15 protein-coding genes are annotated in these 19,977 nt (G+C 67.3%); 4 read left to right on the top strand and 11 right to left on the bottom strand.

Features of this window, described 5'->3' with window-relative positions; translation table 11 throughout:
• Window positions 1-66: 66 nt before the first annotated feature.
• Window positions 67-2,940 carry an autotransporter outer membrane beta-barrel domain-containing protein gene (locus K5L94_RS05915; RefSeq protein ID WP_274512211.1) on the bottom strand — a complete coding sequence of 958 codons (2,874 nt, stop codon included), beginning with the start codon at window positions 2,938-2,940 and terminating at the stop codon, window positions 67-69.
• Between the two features lie 235 nt (window positions 2,941-3,175).
• On the opposite strand from K5L94_RS05915, the gene K5L94_RS05910 reads away from it, so the two are divergent.
• Genes K5L94_RS05910 through K5L94_RS05900 form a run of 3 tightly spaced genes read left to right on the top strand, consistent with a single transcriptional unit; the run spans window position 3,176 to window position 7,469 of the window.
• A complete protein-coding gene (locus K5L94_RS05910) occupies window positions 3,176-3,703 on the top strand; it encodes an RNA polymerase sigma factor (protein WP_008267539.1) in 528 nt (175 codons plus the stop codon).
• A complete protein-coding gene (locus tag K5L94_RS05905; protein WP_274512210.1) occupies window positions 3,700-4,668 on the top strand; it encodes a FecR family protein in 969 nt (322 codons plus the stop codon). Before K5L94_RS05910 ends, K5L94_RS05905 begins: the two co-directional genes overlap by 4 nt.
• A 14-nt stretch (window positions 4,669-4,682) precedes the next feature.
• The gene (locus tag K5L94_RS05900; RefSeq protein ID WP_274512208.1) at window positions 4,683-7,469 is read left to right on the top strand and encodes a TonB-dependent receptor plug domain-containing protein; all 2,787 of its coding nucleotides are present in this window, start codon (window positions 4,683-4,685) and stop codon (window positions 7,467-7,469) included.
• 87 nt (window positions 7,470-7,556) lie between these two features.
• Here K5L94_RS05900 and K5L94_RS05895 read toward each other — a convergent pair whose 3' ends face one another.
• The 7 genes from K5L94_RS05895 to murJ all read right to left on the bottom strand — a co-directional run bounded on the left by K5L94_RS05895 (window position 7,557) and on the right by murJ (window position 17,273).
• Window positions 7,557-8,222 (bottom strand): lysoplasmalogenase, encoded by a 666-nt coding sequence (locus K5L94_RS05895; protein WP_053449123.1) that lies wholly within the window; start codon window positions 8,220-8,222, stop codon window positions 7,557-7,559.
• Complete coding sequence (locus K5L94_RS05890) at window positions 8,219-10,108, bottom strand: M61 family metallopeptidase (protein ID WP_053449122.1); 1,890 nt, start codon at window positions 10,106-10,108, stop codon at window positions 8,219-8,221. The genes K5L94_RS05895 and K5L94_RS05890 overlap by 4 nt, the downstream gene beginning before the upstream one ends.
• Window positions 10,109-10,315: 207 nt before the next feature.
• Entirely contained in the window at window positions 10,316-11,266 is a 951-nt protein-coding gene (ispH, locus tag K5L94_RS05885; protein ID WP_005408565.1) for a 4-hydroxy-3-methylbut-2-enyl diphosphate reductase, read from the bottom strand.
• Between the two features lie 27 nt (window positions 11,267-11,293).
• Window positions 11,294-11,818: a signal peptidase II gene (lspA, locus tag K5L94_RS05880; RefSeq protein WP_008266713.1), complete on the bottom strand. Its 525-nt coding sequence runs from the start codon at window positions 11,816-11,818 to the stop codon at window positions 11,294-11,296.
• Window positions 11,818-14,649, bottom strand: coding sequence for an isoleucine--tRNA ligase (gene ileS / locus K5L94_RS05875; RefSeq protein WP_164085704.1), 2,832 nt, complete (start codon window positions 14,647-14,649; stop codon window positions 11,818-11,820). Before ileS ends, lspA begins: the two co-directional genes overlap by 1 nt.
• Entirely contained in the window at window positions 14,646-15,593 is a 948-nt protein-coding gene (locus K5L94_RS05870) for a bifunctional riboflavin kinase/FAD synthetase (RefSeq protein ID WP_049458439.1), read from the bottom strand. Before K5L94_RS05870 ends, ileS begins: the two co-directional genes overlap by 4 nt.
• 75 nt (window positions 15,594-15,668) lie before the next feature.
• Window positions 15,669-17,273, bottom strand: coding sequence for a murein biosynthesis integral membrane protein MurJ (gene murJ, locus K5L94_RS05865; RefSeq protein ID WP_180879540.1), 1,605 nt, complete (start codon window positions 17,271-17,273; stop codon window positions 15,669-15,671).
• Window positions 17,274-17,390: 117 nt separating this feature from the next.
• On the opposite strand from murJ, the gene rpsT reads away from it, so the two are divergent.
• Window positions 17,391-17,660, top strand: coding sequence for a 30S ribosomal protein S20 (gene rpsT / locus K5L94_RS05860; protein WP_005408560.1), 270 nt, complete (start codon window positions 17,391-17,393; stop codon window positions 17,658-17,660).
• Between the two features lie 166 nt (window positions 17,661-17,826).
• Here the strand turns inward: rpsT and cgtA are convergent, their stop codons facing one another.
• The 3 genes from cgtA to rplU form a co-directional block, all read right to left on the bottom strand.
• The gene (gene cgtA, locus K5L94_RS05855) at window positions 17,827-18,879 is read right to left on the bottom strand and encodes an Obg family GTPase CgtA (protein WP_006424789.1); all 1,053 of its coding nucleotides are present in this window, start codon (window positions 18,877-18,879) and stop codon (window positions 17,827-17,829) included.
• 203 nt (window positions 18,880-19,082) lie between these two features.
• Window positions 19,083-19,346, bottom strand: a complete 264-nt coding sequence (gene rpmA, locus K5L94_RS05850; protein ID WP_005415704.1) for a 50S ribosomal protein L27 — start codon at window positions 19,344-19,346, stop codon at window positions 19,083-19,085.
• Between the two features lie 18 nt (window positions 19,347-19,364).
• Window positions 19,365-19,673, bottom strand: coding sequence for a 50S ribosomal protein L21 (gene rplU / locus K5L94_RS05845; protein WP_006424709.1), 309 nt, complete (start codon window positions 19,671-19,673; stop codon window positions 19,365-19,367).
• Window positions 19,674-19,977: the final 304 nt, after the last annotated feature.

The raw sequence follows: 19,977 nt of genomic DNA, 5'->3' as shown, positions 1-19,977 counted from the left end.
CGCAGCCACGCGTCTATGGGGATGGCACCGGCGATGCAGGCATCGCCGGTGCCCCCTGCCACTTGCTTAGAACCGATAGCCCAGGCCCAGCATCACGCCGTTCTGGATCTGCCCGTCGCGGCGCTCGCCCACGTAGTCGGCCATGATCGACAGCCGCTCGCTGGCGCGACTGGTCACGCCCACGTTCCAGGCCAGCACCTGCTCGCCCACGGCCTGGCTGCTGGCACCAAACACCAGGTCCGGGGCCGCAGCGAAACCAGTGCTGTAGCGCGCCTGCGAATCGCCCAGCTCCTTCTGCCAGACCACGCGGGCACGCGGGGTGATGCGCTCGCCGTTGTTACCTTCGAAGGTCTTGAACAGCTGCAGGCCGGCGCCGACGCGGATGCTTTCCAGGCTGCCGCTGCGGCCAACCAGTGCGCCTGCGCCCTCCCCTTCATTGAAGCGCGTGGCCGAGGTGCGCGCGTAATCCACCACCGGCAGCAACGGCTGGATCACCAGCCCCGTGCCGGTGGTGAACGAGAACGCGTGCTCGACCCGCGCGGAGATTGCATCGTTGTTGTACTTGGCGCGCAGCGGCTGCTGCAGGCCATCGATGCCACTGACGCTGCGGCGGGTGTCGTGGCGCAGGTCGGTATAGCGCACCGCCGCCGACAGGTAGCCGCGCGAATACGTCGCATCCAGATAGCCGCCCACGTCCAGCGCGCGCACGTCACCGCTGAAGTCGGAGCCGTCGCGGCCCTTGGTCGACATGTCGGCTGCCGCCACGCTGACGCCGAGGGTGACGCGGTCATCGGCCACGCGGGTATCGGCACCGACCACGATGCCACCGATGTTGTGGCTGAGGCCGGCCACGCCGCCCTCCGCATCGATGCGGCCATGGCTGGCGAAGCCGCGTGCCCACAGGCCGCGGTTGCGCCCCGCCTCGCTGCCGCTGGCAGTACCGCCGGCGGCCGGATCGACCAGATGCATCGCCAGCTGGTTGAACAGGCTGCCGTGGCGCATGCCCGGCTGTGCCGACACCGACTGCGCGGCCTGCGAGGCCAGGCCATCGGCATCACCACCACTGCGCATCGCGGCCTGGTGCTGCTGCACCACGTTGCCGATGCTGCCGACCAGCGCGTTGTCGGCCAGCCGCAGGCTGGCATGCGCATCACCGCGCAGGGCACCGGCCTGCTGCGCGATCACATCACGGTCGGCGAACTGCAGCGCGCCCAGCAGCGATTTCAGGTTGCCGTCCTGGCGGGCGGAGGCGGTCGCCAGCGCGCGGCCCAGTCCATCACCGGAAGTGGCGTTGGTGAACAGGCCCAGCTGATCGAAGCCTGGGTTTGCGGTCAGCCACAGGCCGTCGGCGGTCTGCTTCACGTTGAAGCTCAGCAGCGAGTTGTGGCGCGGGCGGAACACATCGCCCGCGGTGATGCTGGCGCTGTAGCCGGTGTCGCCCAGGCGCACGACATCCTCGAAGCCGCCCTGATAGATCGGGCCCTTTACCAGGTCACGGCGGAAGTCCTGGCCGTAGTAGCCCTGCGCCACATTCAATTCGAGGAAGGCGCCCTTGGAGATCACCAGCGCGCCGTCGGTCGGTTCGTCATCGAAGAACGTGCCCACGCGCAGTCGGCCCGTGGCGGCGCCGCCGTTCTCGGTGACGTCGAACAACAGCTTGCCGCCCGGCATGATGTTGACGTAGCCGTGGGTGACCAGATCACCGCCGCGCGGCATCAGCGTGCCAAACACGCGCAGGCGGTTGAAGCCGTCCTCGCGCCAGGAGGGTCCGGAACCGCTGCCCAGTGCATCAAGATCCATCGCGGTGCCGGCCACGTCGCCATGGCCGACCAGCATGCCCGCGCCCAGCACGCGCACTTCCGACGCACGCAGCGCGCCGCCTTCCAGTGCGATGGTGCCGTTGTCGACCAGCATGAAGTCGGCGCCGGTGGTGGCGGCGGTGCGCCAGGTGGCACCGTTGGTCACGCGGATCACGCCCATGGCGTTGTCGAGCGTGGATACATCCAGGTCAGCCAGGCGCAGCTTGGACAGCAGCAGCGCCTGGATGCCCGGATCGTTGAGGTAGTCCTGCACCGAATCCGGGCCGATGCCCTGCGGGCCACGGCTTGAGGCGTTGTAGATGCTCTGCGCCAGGTTGATGTAGCTGGACTGCCAGTTGGTGTTCCAGCGCGCGAAATCGTCGTCGACGAAAGTCTGCAGCTGGCGCCCGGTGCGCAGGTAACCGGGGTTGATGTCGCCGCTCACGTTCGCGCTCACGTTCAACGTGTCGCCAGGATCGCGATAGCCGTTCGCGGTGATGATGTTGTTGCTGTAGATGTCCTGGCCCGGGAACGACTCCAGCTTGCTGCCGCTGCCATCCGGGTCGAAGGTGACCGAGGCGCCGGTGGTGCGCGCCGGGTCGCGGAACACCAGCAGGCCATTGGGCTGCACGACCTCGTACATGGCCTTGTGCAGCAGGCCGGCATCCATGCCGCCGCCGTAGTTGCCGGTGTAGATCTGGGTCATGCGCGGCGATGGCGTATAGATCACCTTGCCGCCGTTGCTGGCCGCATGGATCTGCACCGAATCGACGATCGGCAGGTCGCCGGCCAGATAGCGCTGGACGCCACCGGACTGCATGATCGAGCACGACGAGATGCAGTGGCCGGACACGATGGTGTTCAGGCCGGCGGTGCGGATCACACCCTGCAGCCACTCGCCCGCGATCAGCGCGCCGCCGTTGGAGGTGCGCAGCACCACTTCGCGGATCGGCCGGCCCTCGGCCTGCGCCTTGGCCAGCAACGCCGGCAACGACACCACGTCGGCGTAGGTCACCCCGCCACTGAGGAAGATGCGATCGCCCTGCACGTGATAACTCATTGCCATGACGTCATCAGCAGCCGCGAGGGCGCCGACGCTGATCAGCCCGGCCAGGGCCAGGCTCAACTTCGAATGCTTCATACGTTCTCTCTCCACCCGCAACACGCGGGTAAGGGGTCAAACGTCAGAGCGGCGCGAACTCCCCCAGCCGACCCGTCGCGCAATGATGAATGCATTCACAATGAGAATGGGGTGCCGCACACTCTTCCCCATCCGGTCATCGTCGCGTAAAACTCGATGACGCATCCGCCAATGTCTGCCGAGGCCAGCCCTGTCCGCTCCGTCCCCCCTGATCCACCACGCGCCGGAGCCGCCGGTGCCAGCGGATGCCTTCATCGCGTTCGTACGCGAAGAACGCGCACCGTTGTGTGCGTTCCTGCGCACGCGGGGCGTCGGGCCGGAGGATGCAGAGGACATCGCGCAGGACTGCATGGAGCGGCTGATCCGCTATCGCGCGCATGGCGCCGACGAGCTGCGCCTGCTGCTGTATCGTATCGCCCGCAACCGCCTGGCCGATCGCGGCCGCTCTGCGCAGTCGCGACCGCACCTGCCGTTGGCCGAGCATGATGGCAGCGACCAGCCCACCAGCCAGTCGCCCGATCCATTGCGCCAGGCCGAGTCCGGGCAGATGCTGTCCCTGCTGCGGCAGGCCCTTTTCAAACTGCCCGAGCGCGCGCGCGAGGTGTACCTGCTCAACCGGATCACCGGCATGAGCTATACGCAGATCGCGCGGCACTGTGGAATTACTGCCAAGACCGTGGAAAAACATATCGCCCGTGCCCTGCAGGGCCTGCGCCAGGAGTTGGGACCGGATCCGCTGCACAACGACAGGGATGTGGAATGAACCATTACCGGCACACGGAAGACGCCTCGCTGTTTGAACGCGCCAGCGCCTGGGTGGCGCGGCTGGAAGCCCCGGACTGCACGCCGGCCGAACGCAAAACGTTCGAGGACTGGCTGGCCGAGAACCCGGCCCATGTAAAGGCGTGGGTGCAGGCCGAGAACCTGTTCCAGCAGGGCCAGGGCCTGGCGGCAGACCCTTGGCTGCGTACCGCTGCGGCCCGTGCGGCGCGACCGCCGCGCCGCCGCTGGTTGCCGGCATTCGCGGCCGCCGCCGGCATCTGCCTGGCCATCGGCGTGGGCTGGATGCTGGCCGTGGACGGCAACCCCACGCCGCAGCGCTATGCCAATGACAGCCACGAAACGCAGCAGCTGACCCTGGCCGACGGCAGCGTGGCCACGCTCGACGCGGGCACCACGCTGCACGCCCGTTTCGGCTGGCGCCATCGCGAGCTGGACCTTGAACGCGGGCGCCTGCAGCTGCAGGTCGCGCCGTCGAACAAGGCGCTGCAGCTGCGCGCCGGCACCAGCACGATCCGCGATATCGGCACGACCTTCCAGGTCGAACGCCTGCGCGATGGCCTGGTGGAAGTCGCGCTGCTGGAAGGCGCGGTGGAAGTGAGCAACGGTGCGGCCCAGCACACCCTGGCACCGGGCCAGCAGCTGCAGGTGCTGCCCTCCGGGCGCATCCAGCCGGGCCCGGCGCTGTCGTCCACGGCGGCCGCCGAGGGCTGGCTGCAGGGACAGCTGGTATTCGACGCCACGCCGCTGTCGATCGTGGTCGAACGGATGAACCGCTATGGCCGCACACCGCTGGTGATTGCCGATCCGGAGATCAGCAACCTGGCGGTCAGTGGCACGTTCCGCGCAGGCGACGCACAGGAGTTGCTGTCCGCGCTGGAACTGGGCTGGTCCGTCGCTGGCCAGACGCGCCCGGATGGCGCGCTGGAACTGCGCCGCACGTACTGAGGGGGCCTGCAGTGATGGCAGGACCGGGCGCGCTGCAGTGGGGGCTGCTCCGCCCCCTGCTGTGCCTGGCGCTGTTGGCCACTGCACTGCCCGCGGCCACTGCCAGCGAATCGGCGGCCACGCAGGCCTACCGCATCGATGCCGGCCCATTGCCGTCGGCGCTGCAGCAGTGGGCCCGGCAGAGCGGCATCGCGCTGCTGTTCGACGCCCGTGAGCTGGCAGGACTGCACAGCGACGGCGCGAACACCCGGACCGATCCTGCCACCGCCCTGAAGCAGCTGGTTGCCGGTATGCCGGTGACGATCCTGCGCACGCCTTCGGGTGGCTTCGTGGTGCGCCGCGTCGGTGCGGCCCCGATTGCCACAACACCCACGCCAAAGGCCGTGGTGGCTCCCCGCCACGATGCCCCCCGGCCGCCGCCGCAGGTGGAACTGGCACCGATCCACGTCACCGGCAGCCGCCTGCCACGCACCTCGGTGCAGACCACGCTGCCGGTCACCACGATTGATCGGGACGACATCCTGCGCAGCGGCTACGGCAGCCTGTTCGACCTGCTGCGGCACCTGCCCGGCATGAATGGCCTGCCGGCGATGAGCAGCGCGCGCAGCGGTGACTCGCAGTACCTGCCGGTCGGTGCCGCAGCCACTACCAGCCTCGATGGCATGGGGCCGCGCGCCACCCTGTTCCTGGTCAATGGTCGGCGCCTGCCGCGCTACCCGATGGTATCGCTGGAGCAGGGAGGGCTTACCGACCTGGGCGGCATTCCGCTCAGCTTCGTCGAACGCATCGAGCTGGTGCGTGGCGGTGCCTCGGCGATCTACGGCGCTGACGCCATGTCCGGCGTGGTCAACATCATCCTGCGCGACCAGGCCGATGGGCCGGAAGCCATGCTGCAGACCGGCCTGAGCAGCCGGGGCGACGCCGCGCAGTATCGCCTGCAGGCGGCCACCGGCGGCCTGCGCGGCAACGGCGATCGCTGGTTCGCCGGCGTCGACCTGCACCGTGTCGACCACCTGGCCGGCGACCGCCGCGACTGGCATGCGGAAACCTCGCAATACCTGATCGGTGCCTTCGGCGCTGGCCGCTACTGGCCTGCACGGCGCTGCGAAGGGCCGTTGAAGCGGCGCGATGGTGCCTGCTGGTTCGACAGTGCGCGCCCACGCTCGCTGCAGCCCGCTTCGGATACCGCGTCGGCCTACCTGCGCTATCGGCATGAACGTGGCGAAGGGCGCTACGCCTATGCCGAGGCCCGCGCCAGCCACAACCGCCAGCGCTTCGACCTCGGCCCCACCGCGGTTTCCCTCGCCCTGTACGGAATCACCTTCAACACCGTGCTGCGCGAAGCCGGCAACGTGCGCCCACACGTTCGCGCCACCGATGCTGACGTCACCTTCGGCATCGGCCGCGACCAGGGCCGGCGCAGCTGGGATGCCGGGCTCAGCGCACAGCGCAGTGATGTCAGCCTGTCCACGCCGGGCACCGTGCGGGCCACCCCGTTGATCGAGGCCGCGCAGTCACTTCGGTTCCTGCCCGGATTCGACATGCTGCCCAGCGGCGAAACGGCGTCCTGGTTCCCGATGATCCGCAACCGTGGCCTTACCGAACAATGGCAGGGCTGGTGGGGCATGCAGCGCGAACTCATGCCGTTGCCGGGAGGCAATGCGCAGCTGGCCACCGGCATCGACCTGCGCCATGAGCGCTGGACCTCGCACCCCGATGCGCTGCTGAGCCAGGGTGACCTGGCGCTGGGACTGCCGCAGCAGCAGCGCAGGCTGTCGCGGCAGAGTGGTGGCGCCTACGCCGAACTCGGCCTGCCACTGGCACCTGCGCTTCGCATGGACCTGGCCGCACGCTGGGACCGTGACGGTGACTACACCGCGGTCTCGCCACGGGCCGGCCTGCGCTGGACGCCGTCGCCGCAGTGGTCATTCCTGCTGGCCAGCGGGCGCGGCTACCGTGCCCCCAGCCTGTTCGAGCAACGGCGCCCGCCCGGCCAGTTCGGCACCCTCACCCTGCCCGCTTCGGATGCGCTGCCGCCGTGTGCGCAGAGCGCCGCGGATGGACGCTGCAGGGTGACCGCAGGCGTGGAAGAAAACACCATGCTGAAAGCGGAGAGCTCGCGCAGCCATTCACTGGCCGCGACCTGGTCCCCGAATGATGCGTTCTCGCTGTCGCTGACCCACAACATCGTCGAGCTGCGCAACGAGATCCTCGCACTGCAGCCCAACGATGCGGTCTGGAACCGCGATACCTGGCAGCTGGACGAACAAGGCAGGCTGCGCAGCCTGCGCCTGTCCTTCGACAACATCGGCCGCACCACTTCGCGCAACTGGGTGCTGCGCGGCGAGTACCGCATCGACACCGGCAGCAACGGCCAATGGCTGTTCTCGCTGGATGCACTGAAACAGCAGGAACTGCGCCGCCAGCGCGACCACGAACCCGCGATCGACCTGCGCGGCCATGTGACGCCGGAGATGGCAGCGGTGCTGAACGTGCAGTGGCAGAACAGCCACTGGGACATCGCCCTGCGCGGCAACCAGGTCGGCCGCACCCGCGCCTGGCTGCCCGGTGCCGAGTGCCCGCAGGATCAGGTTGAACAGAACCACTGCATGAACCCCCGCCAGCTGCGCTGGAACCTGCACCTGGCACGCCGCCTTGGCCCGCGCATCGTTGCCGCGCTGGACGTGCACAACGTGCTCGACACACAACCGGTGAACTACCTGGTCGGCAATGGTGGGCAGATGCCCGGGCTGGACGATCCACTGGGCCGCTACTACCTGCTGACCCTGCAATTCCGCTGAGCGCAGCACCGGAAAAGGGGACGGAGGGGATTAAGTCGTTTCTGCCACGATGCCGAATACGACTTAATCCCCTCCGTCCCCTTTTTGCTACTTCACCGAGCGGGCGATGGCGTATTGCGCGGCGTAGTAGGTGGACAGCACCAGCAGGCTGGCCAGCGGCAGGCCACCGGCGAAGCGGTCCCAGGCCAGCAGTGAATCGCTGGCGACGAACAGCACGGCACCGGCAGCGGCCCAGCGTGCGCTGCACGGTTCCGGCGCGGCCGCCTGAGGACGCACCCATGCGCGTGCGAGTGCCAGCACCGCCATCGAGGCCAGCACCACCACGTACGCCAGCACCGGGATGCGCATCGGCGCCGGCAGGTGCGGCCACAGGCCCAACACATTGAGTGCGGCGAACGCTCCCAGCAGCACGCTCGCAGCCACCAGACTGCGCCCGCCGCGCAGGCCATCGCGGAAGGCGGCGATGTAGCACAGGTGGGCCAGCAGGAACGCCACCAGGCCAGGCACGAACGCATCCATCGGCAGCATCAGCGCGATGTCGCCCACGCACGACATCAGCATGCCGGCCAGCACCGCGCGCCGGTAGAACGGTTGCGCAGGAGCGTGCACCTGCCAGGCGATGCCGGCGATCAGCAGCGTCGTGGCCGGCTTCGCCAGCCAGTGCAGCCAGCGTCCATCACCGTGCAGGTACGCGCCAATGATGGCCAGGATCGCCACCAGCAGGATCATGCCGTCGCGGGCGCGCGCTTTCATCGCGCCTTCCACAGCTCGGCCAGGCGATCAGGCGTGCCGGCGATGCGCTCCAGCACCGGGTACTGAAGGCCACCGTGGTAGTCGATGTTCATCGTATCGATGCGGTCGAACTGCTTGACCAGCAGCACGATCGGCGCCTTGTCCCTGGCCGCATCGGCCACGGCGTCCTTCAGCCGCTGGCTGCTGTACTCGCGGCCGCCGACGGCGATCACCTTCATGCCCGGCGCCAACCCTGCGTTGAATGCCGGGCTGTCCCAGATCACGTCACCCACCGTGCCGCTGTCGAGCACGGTCGCCCCGAGCGAGTAGGCCAGCAATGCGCCCTTGGCGCGCTTTTCCTGCGCCTTGTAGGCGGCGTTCGGGGTATCGCGGTAGACCAGCTTCCAGCCGGCCAGCGCCAGGCCACCGGTCAGCGGACCGTGCCCATCCAGGCGGCCGCGCAGGAACGTCGCCCAGTCGTACGGCGCGATGCCGTTCAAGGTCGTGACCACGTCGTCGAAGGTGTACGGATTGACGTCCCAGTCGCCATTGCCGACCCCGAAGAAGGCGCGCGCAAAGTCGTCCAGGCTGCGGCGGTTGCCGCTCAGTTCGCGCAGCTTGCCTTCCACTTCCAGCCACAACATCTGGCCACCGGAATAGTAGTCCTCGCTCATCTGGTAGTTGCGGTACGGCAACGTGCGACGCTGGGCGATGGTCGGGTCGTTGGTGGTGTCCTGCAAGGGCCGCCAGGCCAGGCCAGGACGGCCACGGTCATAAGTGGCGGCCACATTGGCCAGCATGTCGCGCGCCTGCTCGACCGACCACAATCCGGAACGCGCGGCCAATACCTGGCCCCAGAACTGGGTCTGGCCCTCGTACACCCACAGCAGGCTGTCGCCCATGGGAACGTTGAAGCTGGCGGTGGCCAGGTCGGCACCGCGGCGGTACTTGCCGTTCCACGAGTGGGTGTACTCGTGCGGCAGCAGGTCGCGCATCCACGCGCTCTTGTCCCACTCGGTGAAGTAACCCGGCTCGGCGCTGTTCTCGCTGGAACGGTGATGCTCCAGGCCGATGCCACCGAGGCGGTCAGTCAGCGCCAGCAGGAACTCGTAGTGGTTGTAGTGGCGCGCGCCATAGAGCTTGTCGGCCTGCTGCACCAGCGCGCGGTGGAGCTTGATCTGTGCGTCCGTCGGTTTCAGCGACTTGGCATCGTCGGCGAACACGTTGAGGTGCACCGGCACCTTCGCGCCCGGGTCGAGGTCGATGCGCTGGTAGTGCTCGCCGGCGAACAACGGCGAATCGACCAGGTGGTCATAGGAAATCGGCTTGAACACCACGGTGTCACCGTCACGGCGCGCGGTTTCCAGCGCGGTGGCGAACGACCAGCCTTTGGGCAGGGTCACGCTGGCCTGCGCCTGCAGCTGGCGCGCATCGACGCCCGCCGGATACAGCGAATTGGCGTTCCACTGCAGGTTGAGCATTTCCGGGGTCATCACCACCCGGCCCTGGCTGCCGCCCTGCGAGGACAGGAAGTCGAAGTGGGCGACGATCTCGCTCACGCCTTCGGGCACGTCCACCTTGAACGCATAGACATTGAACTGATCGCGCTGCCAGGCCAGCGGCTTGCCGTTGGCGGTGACGCGCAGCCCGGCCAGCTTGTCGATCGGGCCGGTGGGCGAATGGTTGCCGGGAATCCACTGCGGATACAGCAGGGTCATCGGGCCGGGTTTGGCCGGCACGGTGGCGGTGACCTTGAAGATGCGGCGGGCCAGGTCACGCGCATCCACGTCGATGCGCAGCAGGCCGGGCGCTGCGGCATTGGCCGGCGGCGCGGCCTGCGCCAGCGCCAATGCAGGCGTGGCGGCCAGCGCGAACAGCAACGACATGGCCAAGGCTCGGGTTTTCATCGGGCAGCGTCCAACAGCGGAGAATTTCCCGATGCTAGGCCTGTGGGATGCGTGGCCCCATGGCCAAAGGTCATGGCCCGCGCGAACCCCGCCAGAAGCGGCAAAACCGGCAACAAGGCCGGGAGCAGCAGATCCGCGCCATGCGTGGATGGAATGCATCCAGAAGCAGTGCGAACCAAGGTTCGCACCCACCAGAGTCAGGCCCGGTCAGTCGACCAGGCGCAGGCGCAGTTCCTTCGGCAGCGCGAACACCATCGATTCCGGTTCGCCATCCAGCTCACCCACGCCGGTGGCCCCCAGCTCGGCCAGCCGCGCCAGCACGCCGTCAACCAGCACCTGCGGTGCAGAAGCACCTGCGGTGACGCCGATGTGCTGCTTGCCTGCCACCCACGCCGGGTCGATCTCGTGCGCGCCATCGATCAGGTAGCTCTCCACGCCTTCGCGACGGGCGAGCTCACTCAGTCGATTGGAATTGGAACTGTTTGGCGAACCGACCACCAGCACGAGGTCGCAGCGCTTGGCCAGGTCGCGCACCGCGTCCTGGCGGTTCTGCGTGGCGTAGCAGATGTCGTCGTTCTTCGGGCCCTGCATGGCCGGGAAGCGCTCGCGCAGCGCATCGATGATGCCGCGCGTATCGTCCACCGACAGCGTGGTCTGGGTGGTGTAGGCGAAGTTTTCCGGCTGGTTGATCTGCAGCGTGGCCACCTGCTCCACATCCTCGACCAGATAGATCTGGCCGGTGCCGGCCTCGCGGTTCCACTGGCCCATGGTGCCTTCCACTTCCGGGTGGCCGGCGTGGCCGATCAGCACCACGTCACGTCCGGCACGGCAGTGGCGGGCCACTTCGAAGTGGACCTTGGTCACCAGCGGACAGGTGGCGTCGAACACCTTCAGGCCACGGCGCTCGGCTTCCTGGCGCACCGCCTGCGAAACGCCATGCGCGCTGAAGATCACCGTGTTGTTGTCAGGCACTTCGTCCAGTTCCTCGACGAAGATCGCGCCGCGCTGCTTCAGGTCGTCGACCACGAAGCGGTTGTGCACCACTTCATGGCGGACGTAGATGGGCGCGCCCAGCGTTTCGATCGCGCGCTTGACGATCTCGATCGCACGATCGACACCGGCACAGAAACCACGCGGGTTGGCGAGCAGCACATCCATCAGTTCAATCTCCCGGCAGCGGCCGGCTTACGGTTTCGGATTGGCATTATCCGCCTTTTTGGCGGACTTGCCGTCGAACAGGCCAAACAGGGCGATGCCGATGGCCCCCACCACGATGGCCGAATCGGCGATGTTGAACGAGGGCCAGGTGTAGCTGCCCACGTACCATTGGATGAAATCGACCACGTGGCCGTGCACCTGGCGGTCGATCACGTTGCCGATGGCACCGCCGATGATCAGCGCATACGGCACCGCGGCCTTCCAGTTGCCGCGGGCGGTGCCGCGCAGCCACCAGGCCATCAGGCCGCTGATGGCGATCGCCAGCGCGGTGAAGAAGTACTTCTGCCAACCACCGGCGTCGCTCAGGAAACTGAACGCCGCACCGGTGTTGTAGGTGCGGTACCAGTTCCAGAAGCCGTCGATGACCACCACCGGCTGGAACTCGGGCAGGCTCGACAGCACCCAGGCCTTGGACCACTGGTCCAGGCCGATGATGGCCGCCGACAGCAGCAGCCAGACCAGGGCGTTGGGATGCGGGCGTGCAGTGCTCATCAGAACCAGCTCCGCAGTTCGCCGGCGCCGGTGATGTTGCTCACGCAGCGGCCGCACAGTTCGGGATGGTCGGCGTTGCTGCCGACATCGGCGCGGTGGTGCCAGCAGCGCACGCACTTGGCCTTGGTGGTCGGCTGGGCGCTGACGAACACTTCGTCGGTGGTTGCCGGGCGCACCTGCACGTCGCCGCTGATGAACAGGAAGCGCAGTTCATCGGCCAGCGGCTGCCACTTCGCGGCCTGCTCTTCGCTGGCGGCGATGGTGATCTCCGCTTCCAGCGCGGCACCGATCGCACCATTGGCACGCATCGGCTCCAGCACCTTGGCCACCTGCTCGCGCACGGCCAGCAGCTGGTCGAAGTCGGCGGCGTTGAGCTGGGCATCGGCCGGCAGCGGCGCCAGGCCGTCGTACCAGGTGGTGAACAGCACGTGCCCGGCACGTTCGCCCGGCAGGTAGCCCCACAGCTCGTCGGCGGTGAAGGTCAGGATCGGCGCCACCCAGCGGGTGAACGCTTCGGCGATGTGGTACATCGCGCTCTGTGCCGAACGGCGACCGTGCGAATCGGTCGGCATCGTGTACAGGCGGTCCTTGGTCACGTCCAGGTACAGCGAGCCCAGGTCCACGCTGCAGAAGTTCAGCAGCAGCTGCACGATCTCGGCCATGTTGTAGCCGTCGTAGGCTGCCTTGATCTTCTCCTGCAGCTCCCACGCGCGATGCACGATCCAGCGGTCCAGCGCGACCATCTGGTCGAGAGGACGCAGGTGCTGGGCCGGATCGAAGCCATCCAGGTTGCCGAGCAGGAAGCGCGCGGTGTTGCGCAGGCGGCGGTAGGCATCGGCGTTGCGCTTGAGTATCTCCTGCGACAGCGACATCTCGTTGCTGTAGTCGGCCGAGGCGATCCACAGGCGCAGGATGTCCGCGCCCAGCTTGTTCATGATGTCCTGCGGCTCGATGCCGTTGCCCAGCGACTTGGACATCTTGCGGCCGTGCTCGTCCACGGTGAAACCGTGGGTGAGGCACTGCTTGTACGGCGCGCGCTTGTCGATCGCCACGCCGGTCAGCAGCGAGGACTGGAACCAGCCGCGGTGCTGGTCGGAACCCTCCAGGTACAGGTCGGCCGGCTTGCCGAAGCCGCGCGCGGCGAGCACGCCTTCATGGGTCACGCCCGAATCGAACCAGACGTCGAGGATGTCGGTGACCTTCTCGTAGTCGGCCGCTTCGGCGCCCAGCAGTTCGGCGGCATCCAGCGAGTACCACACGTCGATGCCCTCGGCCTCGACTCGGTCGGCCACCTGCTGCATCAGCTCGACCGAACGCGGATGGATCTCGCCGGTCTGGCGGTGGGTGAACAGGGCGATCGGCACGCCCCAGGTGCGCTGGCGCGAGATGGTCCAGTCCGGGCGACCGTCGACCATGCTCTGGATGCGCGCCTTGCCCCAGGCCGGGAACCAGCCGACGGTGTCGATGGCGGCCAGCGCATCGGTGCGCAGGTTGGCCTTGTCCATCGAGATGAACCACTGCGGGGTGGCGCGGAACACCACCGGCGTCTTGTGGCGCCAGCAGTGCGGGTAGCTGTGGCGGATCGGGTGGAAGGCCAGCAGCGAACCGTTGTCGCGCAGCACGCCGACGATGGCCTCCTGCGCCTTCCACAGGTGCTGGCCGGCCAGCACCACGTCACCGGCCGGCGGGGTCGATTCCAGGTACACGCCACGGCCGTCGATCGGGGTGACCTGACCGGCGTTGTACTTGTCCAGCAGGCCGTACTTCTGGCTGACCACGAAGTCTTCCTGGCCGTGGCCGGGCGCAGTGTGCACCGCACCGGTACCGTCCTCGTCGGAGACATGGTCGCCGTTGAGCACCAGGATTTCGCGCTCCGGGTAGAACGGATGCGCCAGCAGCTGGTTTTCCAGCGCCGCGCCGGTGGTTTCACCGTGCAGCACCACTTCATCCACGCCGTAGCGCTGCAGCGCGCGCTCGGCCAGCGCGGCGGCCAGCACCAGCCAACGGCGCTTGCCGTTGTGGGCCGGGCCTTCGGCCAGCACGTAGTTGATCTCCGCGCCCAGCGAAACGGCCAGCGAGGCCGGCAGCGTCCACGGCGTGGTGGTCCAGATCGGCACGGCCACTTCGACGTCGGCCGGCACGCTCACGCCGAACGCCTGGCCGATGGCCTGCGCATCGCGCGCGGCGTAGGCCACGTCGATCGCCGGCGATTCCTTTTCCTGGTACTCGATCTCGGCTTCGGCCAGCGCCGAACCACAGTCGAAGCACCAGTACACCGGCTTGGCGCCACGCACCAGATGGCCGTTGGCCACGACCTTGGCCAGCGCGCGGATCTCGTTGGCTTCGAAGTCGAAGCTCAGGGTCTTGTACGGGTTGTCCCAGTCACCGGTCACGCCCAGGCGCTTGAAGTCCACGCGCTGGATGTTGATCTGCTCTTCGGCGAACTCACGGCACTTCTGCCGGAATTCAACCGCGTCGAGCTTGGTGCCGACCTTGCCCCACTTCTTCTCGACCGCGATCTCGATCGGCAGGCCGTGGCAGTCCCAGCCCGGCACGTAGGGTGCATCGAAGCCGGCCAGGTAGCGCGACTTGACGATGATGTCCTTCAGGATCTTGTTGACCGCGTGGCCGAGGTGGATGCGGCCGTTGGCGTACGGCGGGCCGTCATGCAGCACGAACAGCGGGCGGCCGGCGGCGTTGTCGCGCAGCTGCTGGTAGAGCCCCTGCGCTTCCCACTGCGCCAGAATGCCCGGCTCGCGCTTGGGCAGGTCGCCGCGCATCGGGAATTCGGTGGCTGGCAGGTTCAGGGTGGTCTTGTAGTCCTGGCTCACGCAGTGGCTCGCAATCTATGTTCGGAAAGGATGGCGCGCGCCTGTTCGGCGTCGCGGTGCATCTGGTCGGTCAGTGCCGCCAGATCATTGAATTTCTCTTCGTCGCGCAGCTTGGCGACGAACTCCACGTCGATGTGGCGCCCGTACAGGTCGCCCTGGAAATCGAACAGATGCGCTTCCAGCAGCGGCTCCACGCCGTCCACCGTCGGCCGCGTGCCGAAGCTGGACACCGAGGGCCACGGCTGGTCGAACACGCCGTGCACCCAGGTCGCGTAGATGCCCGACAGCGCCGGGGTCTTCGGGAAACGCAGGTTGGCGGTCGGGAAACCCAGCGTGCGGCCGAGCTGGCGCCCGCGCACCACCCGCCCGCTGATCGCGTACGGACGGCCGAGCAGGTCGCCGGCGCGGGCGAAGTCGCCGTCCTGCAGCAGCTGGCGGATGCGGGTGCTGGAAATGCGCTCGCCGTGCAGGTCCACCGCTTCGATCTCGCCGGCGCTGAAGCCCAGTTCGGCGCCCATCTTCTGCAGCAGGGCCAGGTCGCCACGACGGCGGTTGCCGAAGCAGAACTCCGGGCCGATCCACACCTCGCGCGCACTCAGGCGATTGACCAGCAGCCGCCGCACGAAGTCCTCGGCCGGCATGGCGGCCATGGCCGCGTCGAAACGCAGCAGGCCGATCGCATCGACGCCGAGCTCGCGCAGGATCTCGACCTTGCTGCGCGCCAGGGTCAGCCGCGGCGGCGGCGTGCCCTGGGCGAAGAATTCACGCGGCAGCGGCTCGAACGCCACGGCCACCGCGGCCACGCCCAAGGCGCGCGCGCGGGCGACCGCGTGGCGGACCAGCGCACGATGCCCCAGGTGGAGGCCGTCGAATGCACCGATACAGACCACGCTTCCGTTGGGGAACAGCTCCCCGCCCTCGACGCTTCTGAACAGCCTGCTCATCAACTCTCGTTCCGGCCCGACCGGGGCCGCCGCTTCAATGGTGTAACCCTGAAGTATAGCCGCCACGGGCCGCGATCAATGCCCGCGCAGGTCGCGCGGGCGGAAGCCCATCGCCACCATCGCCAGCGCATAGGTCGCACCACCGCCACCGACCAGCACCGCCAGGGCACCGATCCGCTCCCACACGCTCATCGCCGAGAAGCCCGGCAGCCAGTACAGCAGCGCCAGCAGCACGCCGACCATGGCCAGGCAGGCCAGCAGCAGGCGCAGCAGATAGCCGCCCCAGCCCGGGCGGCGCTGGTAGACATCGGTCTTGCCCAGCCAGTACCAGAGCAGGCCCAGGTTCAGGTAACTGGACAGCGCACTGGCAATACCCAGCGCCAGGTGCAGGCCCGGCTGCTTGCCGATGGCCGCCATCACGCCCTGGGCCTTCAGTTCGTCCGGCACCATCACCTGGTACAACACGGCCAGCAGGGCGAAGTTGAACACCATGTTGGCCACCAGCGCGGCAATACCGGCGCGTACCGGGGTCTTGGTGTCCTGCCGCGCGTAGAACGCCGGCAGCACCACCTTCAGCAGGGCGAACGCCGGCAGGCCGAAGCTCAGGCCGTACACCGACAACGCGGTCATGCGGGTATCGAAGGCACTGAACTGGCCGTGCTGGAAGATGGTCGCGATCAGCGGCTCGGCCAGCAGCAGCAGGCCGAGCATGGCCGGCACCGAGATCAGCAGGGTCATGCGCAGGCCCCAGTCCAGCGAGCGCGAGAAGCCCTCGCGGTCGGTGCTGACGTGGTGGCGGGCCAGCGCCGGCAGGATCACCGTCCCCAGCGCCACGCCGAACACGCCCAGCGGCAGCTCCAGGAAGCGATCGGCCAGCGACAGCCAGGACTGCGAGCCGTCGGTCAGCTTGGCCGCGATGACCGTGTCCAGCAGCAGGTTGATCTGCGCCACCGAGGAACCGAACAGGGTCGGCACCATCAGCGTCATCACCTTGCGCACGCCCGGATGGCTCCAGCCCCAGCGCGGCAGGGTCAGCAGGTTGATGCCCTTCAGTGACGGCAGCTGGAACAGCAGCTGCAGGATGCCGGCGGCCAGTACCGCCCAGCCCAGCGCCAGGATCTGCTTCTCCGGGGTGCCGCCCAGCCGCGGTGCCAGCCACAGCGCGCCGGCGATCATGCACAGGTTGAGGATGACCGGGGTCAGCGCCGGCATCGCAAAGCGCTGGAAGCTGTTCAGCGCGCCGCCGGCCAGGGCGGTGAGCGAGACGAACAGCAGGAACGGGAAGGTCAGGCGGAACAGGTCGACCAGCAGGCCCTGCTTGACCGGATCGGTATCAACGCCGCTTGAGAAGACCGAGGCCAGCTGCGGCGCGAAGATCAGCGCCAGAGCGGTGACCAGCATCAGCACCCCACCCAGGGTGCCGGCGGTGCGCGCCATCAGTTCGCGCAGCTCGGCATGGCTGCGAGTTTCCTTCACTTCCGTGAACACCGGCACGAAAGCGGTGGCGAAAGACCCCTCGGCGAACAACCGGCGCAGGAAATTGGGTACCCTGAAGGCGACCCAGAAAGCATCAGTGATGGCGTTGGTGCCGAACGTGGTGGTCACCACGAAGTCCCGGACAAGTCCAAGGACGCGCGAGACCATGGTCATGCTGCTGAACGACAGCAGGCCCCGCAACAACTTGGGTGAACTCACTCAGCGTCCCTCTTGACAATCGACTTGACGTGCATTTCTTACGCCATCATACTAGCTAGCTTGCTGTTCCCATAACACCGATTTTTTCAGGAAACCACCACCGTGGCCAATATCAAGTCCGCCAAGAAGCGCGCCAAGCAGACCGTCGTGCGCAACGCGCGCAACGTGGCTCAGCGCTCGATGCTGCGCACCGCTGTCAAGAAAGTGATCAAGGCGCTGGACGCCAACGATGCCGCCGGCGCCGAAGCCGCCTTCGCCGTTGCCCAGCCGATCCTGGATCGCTTCAGCGCGCGTGGCCTGATCCACAAGAACAAGGCTGCTCGCCACAAGAGCCGCCTGAACGACCGTATCAAGGCCCTCAAGGCCGCCTGATCCGGCGTTGCCGCCCTGCCCTTCGGGGTGCGGGCAGCAGACAAAAGCCCGGCCTCGGCCGGGTTTTTTGTTGCCTGCGATCCGGCAATGCCGGCCAGCGGCCGGCACTACCGGAAAACAAAAAACCCGGCCGAAGCCGGGCTTTTCGCATCGAACCACAACAGCATCACTGCGCGTTGCGGGCTTCCAGCTCGTCTTCCTTCTGGCGATCGAAGAACGCCATGATCCGGCTCATGATCGGGAAGGTACCTTCGCGACCCAGCGCCGACACCAGGAACCACGGCTCCTTCCAGCCCAGTTCGGCGACGATCTGCTCGGCCGCCGCTTTCGCTTCGTCTTCGAACATCAGGTCGGCCTTGTTCAGCACCAGCCAGCGCGGCTTGTTCAGCAGCTCCGGATCGTGCTTCTCCAGTTCGCGCTCGATCGCACGCACCTGCTCGACCGGCGAAATGCCTTCCACGCCGCCTTCCATCGGCGAGATGTCCACCAGGTGCAGCAGCAGGCGGGTGCGCTGCAGGTGGCGCAGGAACTGCGCACCGAGGCCGGCACCGTCTGCCGCGCCTTCGATCAGGCCGGGAATGTCGGCGATCACGAAGCTACGGTAGTTCTCCACCTTCACCACACCCAGGTTGGGGTACAGCGTGGTGAACGGGTAATCGGCCACCTTCGGCGTTGCCGCCGAGACGGCGCGGATCAGGGTGCTCTTGCCGGCGTTGGGGAAGCCCAGCAGGCCAACGTCGGCCAGCAGCTTCAGCTCCAGCTTCAGCGTGCGCTCTTCGCCCGGCTCGCCCGGCAGCGCCTGGCGCGGCGAACGGTTGGTCGAGCTCTTGAAATGCATGTTGCCCAGGCCGCCGCGGCCGCCCTTGGCCACCAGCAGGCGGTCGTTGTGCTGGGTCAGGTCGCCGATGACTTCATCGGTGGCGACGTTGATGACCACGGTGCCGACCGGCACGGTGATGGTCAGGTCTTCACCGCCCTTGCCATAGGCCTGGCGGCCCATGCCGTTCTCGCCGCGCTGCGCCTTGAAGATGCGGTCATGGCGGAAGTCGACCAGGGTGTTCAGGTTTTCGTCGGCGCGGATGTACACGCTGCCGCCCGCACCGCCGTCGCCGCCGTCCGGGCCGCCGAGCGGAATGAACTTCTCGCGACGGAAGCCAATGCAGCCGTTGCCGCCGTTGCCGGCGAACACTTCGATTTCTGCTTCGTCTACCAGTTTCATTGTTTCGATGCCTGCGATGGGCGCGGCATCTGCGCCGTCGCCTTGAATGTAATGCGGGCGCGCGTGGCCCGCAGCCCGGCGCGGCCGGTCTTCCTTTTACCCGGTAACTCTAACGAAAAGCCCCGCCGAAGCGGGGCTCTCCATGCAGCGTGCTCTTCATCCAGCACAGCCGTGCCGAGGCACGGGTGCCGGCGATGCCTGGATCAGGCGTCGGCCGAGACGATGCTGACGGTGCGACGCTTCTTGGCGCCCTTGACCGAGAACTCCACCTTGCCGTCCACGAGGGCGAACAGGGTGTGGTCACGGCCCAGGCCCACGCCGGAACCCGGGTGGAACTGGGTGCCGCGCTGACGCACGATGATGTTGCCGGCTTCGATGGCCTGGCCGCCGAAGATCTTGACGCCCAGGTACTTCGGGTTGGAGTCGCGACCGTTGCGCGAGGAGCCTACGCCCTTTTTATGTGCCATGACTGCTTCTCCTGATGCTTAGCCGGCGATGCCGGTGATCTCGATTTCGGTGTAGTACTGACGGTGACCCTGACGCTTCATGTGGTGCTTGCGGCGACGGAACTTGATGATCCGGACCTTGTCAGCACGACCCTGGGACAGGACCTTGGCGGTGACGGCAGCGCCCTTCAGCGCATCGCCCAGCTTCACGCCGTCGCTGTCGCCCAGCATCAGGATGTTGTCAAACTTGATCTCGCTGCCGACTTCGACTTCGAGCTTTTCGACGCGGAGCTTTTCGCCCTGCGCCACGCGGTATTGCTTACCGCCGGTGACCAGTACTGCGTACATGACCAGACTTCCTCTGTAGTTATTGTGGTCTATGGACTGCCGCCGTCGAGGGCGGACAGGAGCGGGATTGTACGCAGATCCATGCGACAGGGTCAAGTCAAGCCCTGAACGGCCCGGGAGACCCGGTCGGAACGGGGTCAGATCCCTTTTCACAGCGTGAAAAGGGATCTGACCCCTTCATAAAGCCTTGTCTCACAAGGTGAGACACCGGGCTGGCATTGTCGCCCATTGCCCCCATCTGGTCACCTCGGTAGGCTGACCGATTGCCGTTCCCTGCTGGCCCGGCACCCAGCCAACGCCCCCA

This window comes from Stenotrophomonas forensis, assembly GCF_028752115.1.
Classification (GTDB): Bacteria; Pseudomonadota; Gammaproteobacteria; order Xanthomonadales; family Xanthomonadaceae; genus Stenotrophomonas; species Stenotrophomonas forensis.
Note: the sequence above shows the minus strand (reverse complement) of the source record. Positions and strands in the feature narration are given on the sequence as shown.